The 15,231-nt window shown below is 32.3% G+C and carries 16 protein-coding genes; 12 read left to right on the top strand and 4 right to left on the bottom strand.

Annotated elements, in window-relative coordinates; all coding sequences use genetic code 11:
- Positions 1-196: 196 nt before the first annotated feature.
- Both Q4Q35_RS20650 and Q4Q35_RS20645 read left to right on the top strand, forming a co-directional pair.
- Entirely contained in the window at positions 197-3,022 is a 2,826-nt protein-coding gene (locus Q4Q35_RS20650; RefSeq protein ID WP_303279952.1) for a TonB-dependent receptor, read from the top strand.
- Positions 3,023-3,024: 2 nt separating this feature from the next.
- A complete protein-coding gene (locus Q4Q35_RS20645; protein WP_303279951.1) occupies positions 3,025-4,041 on the top strand; it encodes a phytase in 1,017 nt (338 codons plus the stop codon).
- Positions 4,042-4,193: 152 nt separating this feature from the next.
- Here Q4Q35_RS20645 and Q4Q35_RS20640 read toward each other — a convergent pair whose 3' ends face one another.
- Positions 4,194-4,667, bottom strand: coding sequence for a DUF1569 domain-containing protein (locus tag Q4Q35_RS20640; protein WP_303279950.1), 474 nt, complete (start codon positions 4,665-4,667; stop codon positions 4,194-4,196).
- A gap of 66 nt (positions 4,668-4,733) precedes the next feature.
- On the opposite strand from Q4Q35_RS20640, the gene Q4Q35_RS20635 reads away from it, so the two are divergent.
- Positions 4,734-5,501 carry a hypothetical protein gene (locus Q4Q35_RS20635; RefSeq protein ID WP_303279949.1) on the top strand — a complete coding sequence of 256 codons (768 nt, stop codon included), beginning with the start codon at positions 4,734-4,736 and terminating at the stop codon, positions 5,499-5,501.
- A 10-nt stretch (positions 5,502-5,511) separates the two neighbouring features.
- Positions 5,512-6,309: a hypothetical protein gene (locus Q4Q35_RS20630; protein ID WP_303279948.1), complete on the top strand. Its 798-nt coding sequence runs from the start codon at positions 5,512-5,514 to the stop codon at positions 6,307-6,309.
- Here Q4Q35_RS20630 and Q4Q35_RS20625 read toward each other — a convergent pair.
- Positions 6,306-6,779 carry a very short patch repair endonuclease gene (locus Q4Q35_RS20625; protein ID WP_303279947.1) on the bottom strand — a complete coding sequence of 158 codons (474 nt, stop codon included), beginning with the start codon at positions 6,777-6,779 and terminating at the stop codon, positions 6,306-6,308. The two genes, Q4Q35_RS20630 and Q4Q35_RS20625, sit on opposite strands and share 4 nt — an antisense overlap.
- 19 nt (positions 6,780-6,798) lie before the next feature.
- Between Q4Q35_RS20625 and Q4Q35_RS20620 the strand changes: the two genes are divergently transcribed.
- Positions 6,799-7,527 carry a PmeII family type II restriction endonuclease gene (locus Q4Q35_RS20620; RefSeq protein WP_303279946.1) on the top strand — a complete coding sequence of 243 codons (729 nt, stop codon included), beginning with the start codon at positions 6,799-6,801 and terminating at the stop codon, positions 7,525-7,527.
- On the opposite strand, the gene dcm is transcribed toward Q4Q35_RS20620, so the two are convergent.
- Entirely contained in the window at positions 7,458-8,744 is a 1,287-nt protein-coding gene (gene dcm, locus Q4Q35_RS20615; protein ID WP_437439761.1) for a DNA (cytosine-5-)-methyltransferase, read from the bottom strand. The two genes, Q4Q35_RS20620 and dcm, sit on opposite strands and share 70 nt — an antisense overlap.
- Positions 8,745-8,930: 186 nt before the next feature.
- On the bottom strand, positions 8,931-10,247 hold the full coding sequence (gene ahcY, locus Q4Q35_RS20605; protein ID WP_303279945.1) for an adenosylhomocysteinase: 1,317 nt from the start codon (positions 10,245-10,247) through the stop codon (positions 8,931-8,933).
- Positions 10,248-10,378: 131 nt separating this feature from the next.
- Here ahcY and Q4Q35_RS20600 point away from each other — a divergent pair, with 131 nt between their 5' ends.
- From Q4Q35_RS20600 to arfB, 7 genes are all read left to right on the top strand, one after another.
- Positions 10,379-11,005 carry a 4'-phosphopantetheinyl transferase family protein gene (locus Q4Q35_RS20600; protein ID WP_303279944.1) on the top strand — a complete coding sequence of 209 codons (627 nt, stop codon included), beginning with the start codon at positions 10,379-10,381 and terminating at the stop codon, positions 11,003-11,005.
- Positions 11,006-11,767 carry a geranylgeranylglyceryl/heptaprenylglyceryl phosphate synthase gene (locus Q4Q35_RS20595; RefSeq protein WP_303279943.1) on the top strand — a complete coding sequence of 254 codons (762 nt, stop codon included), beginning with the start codon at positions 11,006-11,008 and terminating at the stop codon, positions 11,765-11,767. It abuts the gene before it with no gap.
- 69 nt (positions 11,768-11,836) lie between these two features.
- Positions 11,837-12,097: a thiamine-binding protein gene (locus Q4Q35_RS20590; RefSeq protein WP_303279942.1), complete on the top strand. Its 261-nt coding sequence runs from the start codon at positions 11,837-11,839 to the stop codon at positions 12,095-12,097.
- The gene (pnuC, locus tag Q4Q35_RS20585) at positions 12,081-12,713 is read left to right on the top strand and encodes a nicotinamide riboside transporter PnuC (protein WP_303279941.1); all 633 of its coding nucleotides are present in this window, start codon (positions 12,081-12,083) and stop codon (positions 12,711-12,713) included. The genes Q4Q35_RS20590 and pnuC overlap by 17 nt, the downstream gene beginning before the upstream one ends.
- Positions 12,674-13,237, top strand: a complete 564-nt coding sequence (locus Q4Q35_RS20580; RefSeq protein WP_303279940.1) for an AAA family ATPase — start codon at positions 12,674-12,676, stop codon at positions 13,235-13,237. The genes pnuC and Q4Q35_RS20580 overlap by 40 nt, the downstream gene beginning before the upstream one ends.
- A gap of 3 nt (positions 13,238-13,240) precedes the next feature.
- The gene (locus tag Q4Q35_RS20575) at positions 13,241-14,803 is read left to right on the top strand and encodes a DUF4301 family protein (RefSeq protein WP_303279939.1); all 1,563 of its coding nucleotides are present in this window, start codon (positions 13,241-13,243) and stop codon (positions 14,801-14,803) included.
- A complete protein-coding gene (gene arfB / locus Q4Q35_RS20570) occupies positions 14,796-15,203 on the top strand; it encodes an alternative ribosome rescue aminoacyl-tRNA hydrolase ArfB (protein ID WP_303279938.1) in 408 nt (135 codons plus the stop codon). The genes Q4Q35_RS20575 and arfB overlap by 8 nt, the downstream gene beginning before the upstream one ends.
- Positions 15,204-15,231 lie beyond the last annotated feature (28 nt).

Here is a 15,231-nt window from a genome sequence, read left to right as displayed (position 1 = left end):
ATTTAAACCCTTTCTGGAAACAGAAAGGGTTTTTTATTGGCCTTTAATTATATATTTCTAAAAGTTATTTTTATTGTTAGATTATTGTAAAGTAATAACTCTTTTCAATGTATAGATAACAATTATGTAAAAAACACTTAAAACACTTCGCTCATCAATTTTGTTATTTAGTTTAATATATAACTAACAAAAAGTCATGAGAAAAAATTACGTATTATTATTTATTACACTAACAATTTCCTTTATAGGATTCTCTCAAAGTGGAAACATACAAGGGAAAATTATTGATGAAAATGGTTTATCCATTCCTTTTGGAAATGTATTAATTGAATCACTAAATAAAGGAATTATATCAGATTTTGATGGTAGCTTTTTAATGGTTGATGTTCCCTCAGGAAATCAAATAATAAAAGTGACATATTTAGGATATGCCGATGTAGAAAAAGAAGTAACAGTTGAAGGAGGCACAACAGTTAAAATTGACATTATATTATCACCAATAACTCAGGAGTTGGATGGAGTCCTAATAACAGGATACAATAGCGGACAGGCAAAAGCTCTTAACTCTCAAAAAAATAAACAGAATATTACAAATGTTGTTTCAACAGACCAAATTGGTAAATTTCCTGATGCTAATATAGGTGATGCTGTAAAGCGTATTCCTGGCATTACAATGCAAGTTGACCAAGGTGAGGCGCGTAATATAATTATTAGAGGTTTAGCGCCACAGTTAAACTCGGTAACGCTAAATGGTAGTCGTATTCCGTCTGCCGAAGGAGATAACAGAAACATACAAATGGATTTAATTCCATCGGATATGATTCAGTTAATCGAAGTAAATAAAGCGGTGACGCCAGACATGGATGCCGATGCCTTAGGAGGTTCTGTAAATTTAGTAACAAGAACATCCCCAAATGGATTTAGAGTGGCAGCCACATTAGGTTCTGGAGTTAACACCATTACCGCTAAAAGAATTATTAACGGTTCTTTTTTAATTGGTAATAGAACAAAAAATGGCAAGTTTGGATGGATGTTGTCTTCATCAATAAATGATAACGACTTTGGATCGGATAATGTTGAGGCCGAATGGACTGATGAATTTGAGTTTTTTAATGGTGCCGATGTGGAGGAAGTTGAGGTAAAACCTTATACCAATGTTTTTGAGCAACGTACTTATTTAGTACAGCGTATACGCAGAAGTTTTTCGGCTAATTTAGATTATGCTTTTAACGCTAATAATACCATTTTCTTAAAAACGATGTATAATTGGAGAGATGACCGTGAAAACCGTTTTAGATTAGAACACGGAATTTTGGATGCGGAAGATATTGAGGTTGGAGATTTTACAATTACAAATGGCGTTCCTACCAGATTTCCAGTTGAAGCTAAGCGACAATCTAAAGGAGGGATTGACAGCAATAGAAATAAGAATACGCGTTTAGAAGACCAGCGCATGCAGAATTATAGTTTAGGAGGCGACCATCTTTTTGGGAAAGTGAAGTTCGATTGGTTAGCATCATTTGCAAAAGCATCCGAAGAGCGATTAAATGAGCGTTATATTGAATACGAATCAGAATATATTATAAATAATGATAATTCAGATACCGAATTTCCATTGTTTACTCCTGAAGATTTAGGTGATGCCGGGTTAAGTAATTTTGAATTAGGAGAAATTACAGAAGAAAATCAATATACAGAAGAAAAAGATTTTAACGCCTTTGCTAATTTTAAACTACCAGTAGACTTTTTTAATACAGGTGATGGATTTATAAAATTTGGAGGTCGACTAAAAACTAAAGACAAGATAAGAGATAATAACTTTTTTGAGCTAGACCCATTAACTAGTGATTTTGATGATTTAACGCAATTACCACTTGTAGATCAAACGGATGAAGACTATTTAGCGGGGAGTCAATATACAGCAGGGTCTTATGTCTCACCAGAGTATTTAGGCCAATTAGATCTATTAAATGAGTCATTATTTGATATTTCAGATGAACCAAGTGAGTACCTTAGGGCTAATTATGAAGTAAAGGAAACTGTTTATGCAGCTTATGCCATGGCTAATCAAAAATTAACAGATAAATTAAGTGTTTTGTTCGGAGTAAGAGTTGAAAGCACTAAAACAGAAGCTACAGGAAACGAAATTGAAGATGAAGAAGATATTATAGGTACCATTACAGAAGAAAAGAATTATGTTAATGTATTACCCGGTGTTCACTTTAAATATAATATTGGAACAAGTACAGTATTGCGTTTGGCCTGGACTAATACCTTGGCAAGACCGAATTATGAAGATATTGTACCAAGTATAGATGTTGTAGCAGATGATAAAGAAATATTTTTAGGAAACCCAGAATTAAATGCGACTACTGCTATGAACTTTGATATAATGGCAGAGCATTATTTTAAAAGTATAGGTATTATTTCAGGAGGCGTATTCCATAAAAATATTAAAGACTTTATTTATACTTTTCAATTTGAAGACCCAGGAACTGGTTTTGATGCTTTTCAACCACAAAATGGTGATAGTGCTAGTATCACAGGAGCAGAAATATCTTTTCAACGCCAGTTAGATTTTTTACCAGGTTTTGCTAAAAACTTTAGTTTAATGCTCAATTATACTTATTTAACATCCAATGCAGATGGTATTAGAAATGAGGATGGCGAAGAAAGATCAGATTTAGATTTACCGGGTACTACACCTAACATGTTTAATGGTTCTTTAGGGTACTCCGATAAAAAATTAAGCTTGCGTTTATCGGCAAACTATTCCGATGCCTATATAGATGAAATTGGAGGCAGTGCGTTTGAAGACAGATATTACGATGAGCAATTTTTGCTGGATTTTAATGCGTCTTATGCTTTTAATAAAGGATTTAGTATCTATTTCGATTTAAATAATATAACAGACCAGCCATTGCGTTATTTTCAGGGTGTTAAAAATAGAACCATGCAAGTAGAGTATTATGGAAGACGTGTTACATTTGGTTTAAAGTATGACTTATTTAAAACAAGATAAAAATGGAAAAGTTTAAAGTAAATATTATTTTTATTTGTTTTGTTGCTTTCATGGCATGCACTACAAAGTTACCTAAAATTGTAGCCGATGTTGTTACGGAAACTACCTTGCACGATACAGACGATCCTGCTATATGGATTAATCAAAAAGATACTTCTAAGAGTATAGTTTTTGGTACCGATAAAGATACAGAAGGTGCTATTTACGCTTTTGATTTAGAAGGCAAAATTATTGAAGACAAAACCATAAGGAATTTAAAACGCCCCAATAATATCGACTTAGAATATGGTTTTCAACTTAATGATTCTACTAAAGTTGATGTTATTGCATTTACAGAAAGAGAACGTCAACAAATACGCCTGTTTTCTGTTCCAGATATGAAACCATTAGATAATGGTGGGTTTCCAGTTTTTACAGATGTTAAAGAGCCTGAAGCGAATTTACCAATGGGGATTGCGCTTTACAAATCGCCAGAAACACATAAGTTATATGCTATAGTAGGCAGAAAAACGGGGCCTCTGGATAAGTATTTGTACCAATACCATTTAACTTCAGATAGTTTAGGAGTACATTCTAAATTAGTTAGGAAGTTTGGAGAGTTTAGTGGCAAAAAAGAAATAGAAGCTATTGCCGTTGATGACGAGACAGGTATTGTGTACTATTCCGATGAGATGCATTGCATTCGTAAATATCATGCAGAACCTTTAAAAGGCGATAAAGAAATTTATTGTTTTGGTAAGGAATATTTTAAAGAAGATATTGAAGGTATAGCCATTGCTAAATATCAAGACAAAGGATTTTTAATAGTGTCTAATCAACAAGCACATACATTTAATGTTTTCGATTTAAAGACGAATGCATTTATAAAGGAAATTAATTTAGGAACTATAGAAACAGATGGTTGTGATGTGACAACTATGGCATTAGGTGATAAATTTCCTAATGGATTATTTGTTTCTATGAACGATGAGAAGAATTTCTTTTTTCATGATTTAAAAAAACTTAAACTGTTAGAATAAAATAATTCTAAAAAATAAGAAGAGCTACTACTCTAAATAGTTAAAAATTAAAAATGTCATATCGAGCACAGCCAAGATGTCTTATAAAGTTAGAATATTAAAAGTTCTCGACTGTGCTCGAACAGGCATCTAATATATTTACCCAAGTCTCTTTATTTACTCAAAATATCATTGACTATTTTTAAGTGATGTTTGGTATGTATTTCTAAGAAACGAAGTGTTTTAATCTTAGGCAACATACCAAATATAAAATGTTTAAAATGTGCATTTTTGTCGAGAAGCTCAATATTGTTTAAGTGTTTCTTAGCATCATTGAGTTGAGCCTGCAAATCGATTGTTGAAATTAAATCTGGAGGTATCACAACTTTTGGAGCTTTAACTCGGTCTCTTGGAATATAACAGAATAAAAATAAAATACTTCTTATAGCATTAAAATCCTTTTTATAATACTTCGGGTTAGATTGTTCTAAAGATTCGCAAACCCTATTTATTATTTTTAGAGTATGGTCTAATTGCCAACCCACATTAGCTTTAGAAACTATAGGATTGCTTTTGTCTTTATGAGGAATACACTGTTTTATTTGAAATAAAAGGTTATTTAAAATAGCTATTTTTTTATCAAGCATTATTAAAAATAATAATAAATCCCAATTAACCTTGCAAGGTTTTTTAATTTTTTTCGTTTTGTTAAAATGAGAAAAATCGTTTTACTTCTTTTTATTTGGTCAGGTCTTAGTGTTGCTCAGAACAATTCTGAATTAAAAACAATCCATGTTTATGTAGCCTTGTGCGACAATTTAAACCAAGGAATAGTTCCTGTGCCTAAAACATTAGGTAATGGCCAAGATGCTAAAAGCAATTTATATTGGGGTGCTATGTATGGCGTTAAAAGTTACTTTAAAAGGAGTAAAGATTGGACTCTTATATCAACAAAAACTAACATTGATGGTTTTGTTTTAGAGCGATTACTTTTTAAACATAAAACAACTAACACATATTTACTTGCAGATGCTTACGATGGTAAGTACATAAAAAATACAACGATAGATTTTTTAGAAGCTACTGCTGGCAGAAAAGAGGTTATGGTTATAAGTGAAACTCAAGAATTGAAATTTGGAGGAGGCTCTAATTTGTTGGCTTACATTGGACATGACGGATTAATGGAGTTTGATGTGAAAGGAAACCTCAAGCCTTTAAATGAAAATAAACGAGATGCTATTATACTAGCCTGTATAAGCAAAGATTATTTTAAGCCATATTTAAAGCAAACAAAAGCAAATCCTTTAGTTTGGTCTACCGGATTGATGTCTCCAGAAGCGTATTCTTTAAAGTGGGCCATAGATGGTTGGGTTTTAAATGAAAGTGATATGCAAATTAGAGAACGAGCATCACAAGCATATCATTATTATCAAAAATGTGGGATTAGAGGTGCTAGGAATTTATTGGTTACAGGGTATTAATTTTATCAATATGTCAAAATCAGTAAACAATCAGATTTTAATAAAAGGGTTTGTCTTATTCCTTCTAATATTTGGTTGTAAAAAATCTGGGAACACAGAATTTTTCACTGAAAATATTATTAAAACTGAAACGGTATTTAAAACCAAGAATAATTTTATTGATAGTACTAAACTCGGTATTAACCTTAAACCTTCAGGGAATTATTCCAGAATTAAAAACAGCATCATTAATGACAGAGCTTATTTTAAGAGTTTGTACGAACGTAATGTAATAAAAGCTACAGATAGTGCTTCAAGCTATTTGTATTCTAAGTTAATTAATGATATTGTTCCGCATTGGTATGGAACACCATGGGATTTTAATGGGCATACCAATATGCCAAACCAAGGTGAGATTGCTTGCGGTTATTTTGTGTCAACAACTTTAAAACATCTTGGGTTTAACCTAAACCGATATAAAATGGCACAGCAGGCAGGGTTGGTTGAGGCAAAAATGTTGCAAACTAAAGCAGAACTCAAAATATATTCTAATTTGTCTTTTAGTACGTTGAAAGCAAAATTGAACTCAGTTTATAAAAATGGTATTTATTTTGTTGGATTAGATAATCATGTCGGCTATGTACTAATTAAAGATGAAGCGCTTTATTTTTTACATTCAAGCTATTGTGATGACAAAGTTGTTATAGAGCTAGCGGAAACATCACCTTGTTTCAGTTCTAATTTTTATGTGTTTGCAGAAATAACAACTAATAAAAAGCTGGTTAAACGTTGGATTTTTAATGAAAAGTTAACCGTGCCAAGTAATTAGTTTTTATTAAGATCTAAATACATCATAACATCATTAATACAGGTTTTTAGATTGTTTTTTATTTCATAGGCCCAAAACCGAAATATAGTATAACCCATATCTCTTAAATGTTGGTTGACTTCTCTATCACGTTGTATATTCCTTTCAATTTTTGGAATCCAAAAATCACGATTAGTTTTTAGTTTTTCCTTTCGCTCATCCCAATTATAACCATGCCAATATTCGCCATCAATAAAAATAGCAAGCCTGTATTTTTTTATACTAACATCCGGTCGCCCAGGTAGTTGTTTACTATCCACCCTATACCGCACACCCTTTTTCCAAAGCGCTCTTCGGAAGTGTATTTCCGGCTTGGTGTTTTTGCCGCGAATTTTGCTCATCATTTTAGAGCGTTTTTTTGTGGTATAAAACCCAGATTCTTCATTGAACCTAGGGACTTTTATTTTATTATCTTCGTGATTGTAAGACATAAATTGAAATTAGTAAAATATGGATGATTTACAAAGAATTAAAATTCTAAATAATGCAAAGGATTTTTTTAGAAATGAAATAGTGAATTCTCACCTAGAAGGAGCAACAAAAAGAGCTAGTTCATTAAAGTCTTATAAAATAAATCCATTTCTATTGGCTTATTTAGCCAATTTTTTAGAAGGAACTTCTACTCCGGAAAGTTTTGCAAAGGCCTTGATTTATCCTAGACTGTTAAGCACTTCAATAACAACTACATTTGGTAATAAAGCTCAAAAAATGATTTCTGAGTTATTTGAAGGCATGATGGGTTCAGTAGTACAGGGTATCGATATCGAATTTATTGATGCTCATGATGGAAGGAAAAAATATTGCCAGTTAAAATCTGGCCCTAATACGATTAATAAAGACGATGTGAAGACTATCATAGATCATTTTCAAGCTGTTCAAAATTTAGCACGAACGAATAATCTTGATTTGAGAGTTGATGATATGATGGTTGGAGTGCTTTATGGAGAAAAAAGTGAATTAAGTTCACATTACAAAAAAATAGATAATCATTTTCCTGTGGTAATAGGTAAAGAATTTTGGAGTCGATTAACAGGAAAAGAGAATTTTTATTTTGAAATAAGCAATGTTATAGGTGAGGTAGCCCTTGAAATTGATGGAACTCAAAAACTTCAAGAAATCATAGCATTACTCTCTAAGGAAATAGAAGAAGTTTTTCCACCTAACACTTTTTCTTCATAATTATTTAAAAATTTCACGATCGAATAGCCAATTTCTTTTGCTAAATTAACAGGAACTGCATTGCCTATTTGTTTGTATTGTTGAGAGACAGAGCCTTCAAAATGCCAATTGTCTGGGAAAGTCTGAATTCTTGCGTATTCTCTTACGGTAAAGGGTCTGGTTTCATCTGGATGACATCTTTCAGTCTGTTTTTGTGCTGGGCTACATGTTAAGGTTAAACATGGTTCGTCCCAACCAATGCGTCTTGCCATACCGGTTTTTCCTCCGCCTAAATAAAAACTTTTCTGCATATATTCTTTTTGAATATCTATGGGCAAATCTCTCCAATACCCTTTTGGAGGCACTAAATCCAATACTCTTTTTTTGTGCTCTGGATATTTAGCTCCCTCTGATTTTGGTACATTCCCATTGAATAATGAACCTTTTTTGAGCGCATCTTTAAGTGTGTATATTTCAGAGAATGCTAAAGGATAGCTATATTCTATATCAATATCTTTTCTAACAGCAACTAAAATAAGTCGTTCACGTTTCTGGGGAACATTATAGTGTATGGCTTTTAATACCTTAACAGGAGACACAACATTATAGCCAATCTCATCCAATATAGAAATCATACCTTCTAAGGTTTTGCCATTATCATGACTTAAAAGGCCACGTACATTTTCTCCAATGCATATTTTTGGTTGGGTTTCTTGGACTGTTCTAGCAAATTCATAGAATAGTGTTCCTCGGGCATCTTGTAAGCCTAATTTTTTACCTGCATAGCTAAATGCTTGACAAGGGAATCCTCCAGTTACGATATCAATTTTATTTTTAAAGCCTGTAAAATCAATATTTTTGATATCATCTTCAATCACATTCCAGTTAGGGCGATTATTGCGCAATGTTTTACAGGCCCATTTATCAATTTCATTAAGAGCTTTGCATTTAATACCTGCTTGTTCTAATCCAATTGCTAATCCACCTGCACCAGCAAAAAGCTCCAGTACTTGGTATTCTTTTAATGGTTCAACAAAATTTCCTTTATCAAGTTTATTAAAATATGATTTAAACTCAGGAAAAACTTCAAGTTGTTCCTTTTTATATACACGATAATTACTAATAGGTTTCCTAACAGCCTTTAACTTGCCTTCATTATCCCATCTTCTAAGGGTTTCTGAGTTTTTCCCTAATATTTCAGCAGCCTCGGACACTAAAAAATAATCTTTTATAACCATATTATACAACCTTATATATGGTTATAAAAATAAAACAATATTTAAAACAAAAAAATAAATCTTAAATTAAGTTGTTCACAATAGAAAAATCCCAAACATTGTCTGGGATTTTTCTATTAGTTTCAATTCAATTAATAAGATTTCCACCTTGCTGAAACAAGTTCAGTACATGTTGTGGGAATGATATTAATACCTGTAATGCTCAGGTTTAAAAGGACCTTCAACCGTTACACCAATATAACTTGCTTGTTCCTCACGAAGTTCAGTAAGTTCCACACCAATTTTGGCTAAGTGTAATTTAGCTACTTTTTCATCTAAGGCTTTTGGTAGCATATATACCTCATTTTTGTAAGCATCAGCATTATTCCAAAGCTCTATTTGTGCTAAGGTTTGGTTAGTAAATGAGTTACTCATTACAAAACTTGGATGCCCTGTAGCACAACCTAAGTTTACCAAACGACCCTCGGCAAGAATAATAATATCTTTTCCGTTTACGGTATATTTATCTACCTGAGGTTTAATCGTATTTTTTGTATGTCCGTGATTATCGTTTAACCAGGCCATATCAATTTCATTATCAAAATGTCCAATGTTACAAACAATGGCTTTGTCTTTTAAAGCTTCAAAATGGCGTCCTTGAACAATATCTTTATTTCCTGTTGTTGTAATTACAATATCAGTATTACCAATAACAGTTTCTAGTTTTTTAACTTCAAAACCGTCCATAGCTGCCTGTAAAGCACATATAGGATCTATTTCTGTAATCGTTACAATACTACCAGCACCTTTAAAAGAGGCCGCAGTACCTTTACCAACATCACCATAACCACAAACAGTAACACGTTTTCCAGCTAACATAATATCAGTAGCACGACGAATCGCATCTACAGCACTTTCTTTACAACCATATTTGTTATCGAATTTCGATTTTGTAACCGAGTCGTTCACATTAATAGCAGGCATTGGTAACGTACCATTTTTAACACGCTCATAAAGTCTGTGAACACCAGTTGTGGTTTCTTCAGATAAACCGTTAATTCCAGTAGCTAATTCTGGATATTTATCTAAAACCATATTAGTTAAATCACCACCATCGTCAAGTATCATATTAAGAGGTTGTCTATCTTCACCAAAGAAAAGTGTTTGTTCTATACACCAATCAAACTCTTCTTCTGTCATGTCTTTCCATGCGTAAACAGCAGTTCCGGCAGCAGCAATGGCAGCAGCAGCTTGATCTTGAGTTGAGAATATGTTACAAGAACTCCAAGTAACTTCTGCCCCTAAAGCCTGTAAAGTTTCAATTAAAACCGCCGTTTGAATTGTCATATGTAAACATCCGGCAATTCTGGCACCTTTCAGAGGTTGAGAATCTTTATATTCTTCACGAAGACTCATTAAACCAGGCATTTCTGCTTCGGCTAATTCTATTTCTTTTCGCCCCCAGTCAGCAAGTGAAATATCTTTTACTTTGCTAGCCACATAAGGAATTGTTTTTGTACTCATATCAATAGTTTCTTTTTATTTTTAAATCCAAACAAGATTGTGATTAGCACTTAAATAGTTAAATTCGCTTATCAAAAAACACAACCCTAATTAGGAATTGCAAAGATAACTAATAACTTTTAGAAAAGTAAATGCCTCTTTATAAAACTATAAACCCAAATTCGCAAACTACGGTTAAAATCTGGAAGATTGAAGAATCTTATGATGACTTAATACAGTCCATAGACTTAACACCCGAAAGTTTAGAACGTGTTTTAAGAATGAAAAGTAATATGCATCAACGTGGGTTTTTAAGTGTTCGATGTTTATTAGCTGAATTTGGATATCAAGATTCAGATTTATTTTACGATGAAAACGGTAAACCTCATTTACAAGACGGAAAGCAAATTTCCATTACACATTCGTTTCATTTTTCAGCAGTTATTGTTAGTGACTTGATAGTTGGAATAGATGTTGAAAAACAAAGAGATAAAATTACTATTATAGCTCATAAGTTTATTGATTATGAGAAGAGTTACTTAAAAGAAAATGATGAAGGCTATATAAAGAAACTAACTGCCATTTGGTGCATAAAAGAATCATTGTATAAGTTATTTGCTACTCCCGGATTAAGTTTTCAACAACATTGTTTGGTAATTCCGTTTTCTAATATTGATAATGAAACTGTGGCTTGGATTGATTATAAAACAAAGAAGTACCGCTATAACATTGACTTTTTAACCTTTGAAGGTTTTACCTGTGCTTATGCCATTGCTTAAATGAAGACTATTTATAAAGATATATTAGCATCAATTTCTAAAAAGGAAAAAGGGCTTGCTGTTTTAATAGACCCGGATAAAATGGTGTTTGAAAAAGTACCGAGTTTTATTGAAAAAGTAAATGCATCTGTAACAACACATATTTTTGTTGGAGGGAGTACTGTTGATGAAAATACTACAGAAACTTTAGTTGAAGAAATAAAGAAATATACAAAATGCCCAGTTGTGCTATTTCCTGGGGATGTCACACAAATAACAGGAAAGGCAGACGCCATTTTATTTCTCTCTTTAATTTCGGGAAGAAATCCCGAATATTTAATAGGTAAACATATAGCATCCATTTCGAAATTAGAAGAAACGAATCTTGATGTCATTTCAACAGGTTATATTTTAATTGAAAGCGGTAAAGAAACTGCCGTTGAAAGAGTAACAGGTACAGAACCGCTATCAAGAGCTAATATTCAATATATAGTTGATACTGCAAAAGCAGGGGAGTTGCTTGGAATGAAATTGATTTATTTAGAAGCAGGAAGCGGTGCAAAGCTTGCAGTCTCAAAAGAGATTATTTCGAAAGTTAAAGAAGCACTAAATATTCCATTAATAGTTGGAGGAGGTATTAAAAATAAAAAACAAATAGAAAGCGCATATAATGCCGGAGTCGATTTGGTAGTTATAGGCACAGCTTTTGAAGAAGACGAATCGTTTTTCGACGATTTACGATCCCCATTGTCCGTTGGACATTTCCCCAAAGGGGAAAAATAAAATGAGGATATAACAAATTATAGATTAAGTTTAACATAATATTTCTCCCCTCGGGGAGAATAAGAGGGAATGAAAATATCAGTAGAATTAACCATGACACCATTGCAGGACGATTTCGAACCTGCCATTATTCATTTTATTAAAAAATTAAGAGCATCTAATCTCAAGGTTCTGGAAAACCCATTAAGTACTCAGGTTTATGGTAATTATGATGAGGTGATGAAACTACTAACTGTAGAAATAAAAGAAGCTTTTGAGCTTATTGAAAGAGGCTTGTTACATATGAAAATTGTAAAATCGGACAGATACGATTATGAACCCCATTTTTGAGTTTTTTTTCGGACAGTATTCAGAATATGAAACGATTGATGTCTTATTAGAAGTAATAGCAATTATTTTCGGATTTCTTTCTGTTTGGTATTCAAAACAAAATAAAGTCTTGGTTTTTCCAACAGGAATGATAAGCACCATAATATTTGTGTATTTATTATTCAAGTGGGAACTTTTAGGAGATATGATGATAAACGGATATTATTTTATAATGAGCGTTTATGGTTGGTATATTTGGACAAGAAAAATAGATGAAACCCATGTAACTCCAATTTCCAGAACAACAATCGAAGAAAAAAAAATTAGTATACTCATATTTTTGGGAACCTTATTGTTTGTGTTTTTGGTATATAAGACTTTTGATAAGTGGACAAGTTGGGTTGCTTATATTGACACGCTTACAACAGCCATATTTTTTGTAGGCATGTGGTTAATGGCAAGAAGAAAGTTAGAAAATTGGATTTTTTGGATTATAGGAGATCTAATATCTATACCGCTATATTTTTATAAAGGGTTTACATTTACCAGCTTTCAATATTTAGGATTTACATTTATAGCTATATTTGGTTATTTAGCATGGAAGAAAAGTATAAACAGCAACCAGCAAACTGTATAAAAGTCGTTTTGTTTGGCCCGGAATCTACTGGGAAAACAACACTCTCAAAGCAGTTGTCAAGACATTACAATTCTGTTTGGGTGCCCGAATATGCGCGAGAATATCTTCAAAACAAATGGAATAACGAACGTAAAACCTGCGAACCGGAGGATTTATTACCCATTGCAGAAGGACAGATAAAACTTGAAAATGAGTTGGCTAAAAAAACAGACTCGGTTTTAATCTGTGATACCGATTTATTAGAAACGAAAGTATATTCAGAAGCCTACTATTTAGGGAGTTGTGACCCCATTCTTGAAAAATACGCGTTAGAAAATACTTACAATATGTATTTTTTAACGTATATTGACACGCCTTGGGAGGCTGATGACTTACGAGATAAACCAGAGCACAGAGAAGCCATGTTTGAAGCTTTTCAAAATGAATTAATAAAAAGTAAAAAACCTTATGTGTTGTTGAAAGGGAACAAAAAAGAACGCCTAAAAACAGCGGTAAGGCATATAGATAAATTATTAAAAAGATAATTGATGTATAAAGAAAAAGATATTCAACAAATACAAAATAAAGGCATTACTGTAGATCAAGTTGGATCTCAGGTAGCACGTATAAAAAACGGGATGTCCTATTCTAATCTAGTAGCTGCGGCAACTATAGGGAGAGGTATTGAATGTTATAGTAAAAGCGAAAAAAAAGATTTTATCGAATTATATGAATCAAAACAAGATCATTTATCTACCCTAAAGTTTGTACCGGCTTCAGGAGCAGCAACAAGAATGTTTAAGTTTTTATTTCAGTTTTTAAAAAACTTTAACCCTTCAAAAGAAAGTATCGAAAATTATGCAGAAAGAAACAATGATACATTGATTAAAACATTTGTTTCTAATTTGGGAAATTTTCCATTTTATCATCAAGTCATATCCAAAGCTAAGCAGGAACATTCAAATTTTGATGATTTATCTGAAAGTGAAAAATATCTAGAAATTGTAAAAACTATTTTAGATGAAAATGGCCTTAATTATAGTTTTTTACCAAAAGGCTTACTCCCTTTTCATAAATATGAAGATACTGTGATAACCGCTTTTCAAGAACATTTATTTGAGTCGACCTTGTATGCATCATCAAATAAGAAAGCGAATCTTCATTTTACGGTTTCAGAAAAGCATCATAATTATTTTACCGACGAATTGGATAAGATTAAAGGCACGTTAGAAGAAGAAACAAACGCGTCATTTAATGTATCGTTTTCATATCAAAAAGAAGCAACAGAAACAGTTGCGCTAACCACAGATGGTGAAATTTTTAGAAATGAAGATGATTCTATTTTATTTAGGCCGGCAGGACATGGTGCATTATTAGAAAACTTAAACGATTTAAATAACGATATTATTTTTATCAAGAATGTCGATAATATTGTAGTTTCTAATAAAAACGTTGAAGTTTCCGAGTATAAAAAATTGCTTGCAGGTATTCTAGTGAAAGCTCAAGAGCAGGTTTATTCATTTTTACATAAACTGGAAGATGAAGTCGTTTTAGAAGAAGAGCTGCTTGAAATTACGTTGTTTTTGTCTGGTAAGATAAATGTAGCTATTAGTGAGGATTTTGAAGACTTTACGTTAGAAGAAAAAAGAACATATTTAAGGAAAAAACTAAACCGTCCGATTAGAGTATGTGGTATGGTTAAAAATGAAGGAGAACCTGGAGGAGGTCCATTTTGGGTAAAAGACGATAGTGGAGATATATCGCTACAAATAGTTGAATTTGCTCAAATTAATATTGAAGATCAAGAGCAACAAGATATTGTAAAAAATGCAACTCATTTTAATCCAACAGATTTAGTCTGTGGTGTTAAAAACTATAAAGGAGAAAAATTTAACCTTAAAGAATTTGTAGATCCAGAAGCAGCTTTTATAACCATGAAAACACAAAATGGCATAGATATAAAAGCACTGGAACTTCCTGGATTATGGAATGGTAGTATGGCATATTGGAATTCTATTTTTGTTGAAGTTCCTTTAGAAACATTTAACCCTGTAAAAACAGTTAACGATTTGCTAAAACCAGCACACCAAGTCACATACAATAATGTTTAATGAAGCAACCCTATTACAAGAATTAAACTTTAAAGCAATTAGAAGCTCGGGTAATGGCGGACAACATGTTAATAAAGTATCTTCAAAAATTGAGCTAACTTTTAATTTAGCAGAATCGCTTGCATTAAGTGAAGAAGAAAAAGAACGTTTACAAAATAAACTGCAACATAGATTAACCAAAGAAGGTGTTTTAATTTTACAATGTGACGAAAGTCGCAGTCAACATAAAAACAAAGAACTTGTTATTAAGCGTTTTATAAAATTAATCCGTTTAGGGTTAGTTGAGCAAAAAAAACGTGTCCCTACTAAAATTCCTAAATCCGTTATTAGAAAACGATTAAAAAATAAACGTATTCTTTCTGATAAAAAAGCAAATAGAAAAAAGCCCGATTTAGATTAAAAAAATCATCAATCGTTAATCGTAATTC

The organism is Flavivirga aquimarina (assembly GCF_030540835.1).
Taxonomy (GTDB): domain Bacteria; phylum Bacteroidota; class Bacteroidia; order Flavobacteriales; family Flavobacteriaceae; genus Flavivirga; species Flavivirga aquimarina.
This window is presented reverse-complemented; position numbering and strand designations above follow the sequence as displayed.

What these genes read in the sequence shown, in the direction of transcription:
- Q4Q35_RS20650 (WP_303279952.1), top strand. Translation starts at nt 197, where the DNA reads ATGAGAAAAAATTACGTATTATTATTTATTACACTAACAATTTCCTTT.
- Q4Q35_RS20645 (WP_303279951.1), top strand. Translation starts at nt 3,025, where the DNA reads ATGGAAAAGTTTAAAGTAAATATTATTTTTATTTGTTTTGTTGCTTTC.
- Q4Q35_RS20640 (WP_303279950.1), bottom strand. Translation starts at nt 4,667, where the DNA reads ATGCTTGATAAAAAAATAGCTATTTTAAATAACCTTTTATTTCAAATA.
- Q4Q35_RS20635 (WP_303279949.1), top strand. Translation starts at nt 4,734, where the DNA reads ATGAGAAAAATCGTTTTACTTCTTTTTATTTGGTCAGGTCTTAGTGTT.
- Q4Q35_RS20630 (WP_303279948.1), top strand. Translation starts at nt 5,512, where the DNA reads ATGTCAAAATCAGTAAACAATCAGATTTTAATAAAAGGGTTTGTCTTA.
- Q4Q35_RS20625 (WP_303279947.1), bottom strand. Translation starts at nt 6,779, where the DNA reads ATGTCTTACAATCACGAAGATAATAAAATAAAAGTCCCTAGGTTCAAT.
- Q4Q35_RS20620 (WP_303279946.1), top strand. Translation starts at nt 6,799, where the DNA reads ATGGATGATTTACAAAGAATTAAAATTCTAAATAATGCAAAGGATTTT.
- dcm (WP_437439761.1), bottom strand. Translation starts at nt 8,744, where the DNA reads ATGGTTATAAAAGATTATTTTTTAGTGTCCGAGGCTGCTGAAATATTA.
- ahcY (WP_303279945.1), bottom strand. Translation starts at nt 10,247, where the DNA reads ATGAGTACAAAAACAATTCCTTATGTGGCTAGCAAAGTAAAAGATATT.
- Q4Q35_RS20600 (WP_303279944.1), top strand. Translation starts at nt 10,379, where the DNA reads ATGCCTCTTTATAAAACTATAAACCCAAATTCGCAAACTACGGTTAAA.
- Q4Q35_RS20595 (WP_303279943.1), top strand. Translation starts at nt 11,006, where the DNA reads ATGAAGACTATTTATAAAGATATATTAGCATCAATTTCTAAAAAGGAA.
- Q4Q35_RS20590 (WP_303279942.1), top strand. Translation starts at nt 11,837, where the DNA reads ATGAAAATATCAGTAGAATTAACCATGACACCATTGCAGGACGATTTC.
- pnuC (WP_303279941.1), top strand. Translation starts at nt 12,081, where the DNA reads ATGAACCCCATTTTTGAGTTTTTTTTCGGACAGTATTCAGAATATGAA.
- Q4Q35_RS20580 (WP_303279940.1), top strand. Translation starts at nt 12,674, where the DNA reads ATGGAAGAAAAGTATAAACAGCAACCAGCAAACTGTATAAAAGTCGTT.
- Q4Q35_RS20575 (WP_303279939.1), top strand. Translation starts at nt 13,241, where the DNA reads ATGTATAAAGAAAAAGATATTCAACAAATACAAAATAAAGGCATTACT.
- arfB (WP_303279938.1), top strand. Translation starts at nt 14,796, where the DNA reads ATGTTTAATGAAGCAACCCTATTACAAGAATTAAACTTTAAAGCAATT.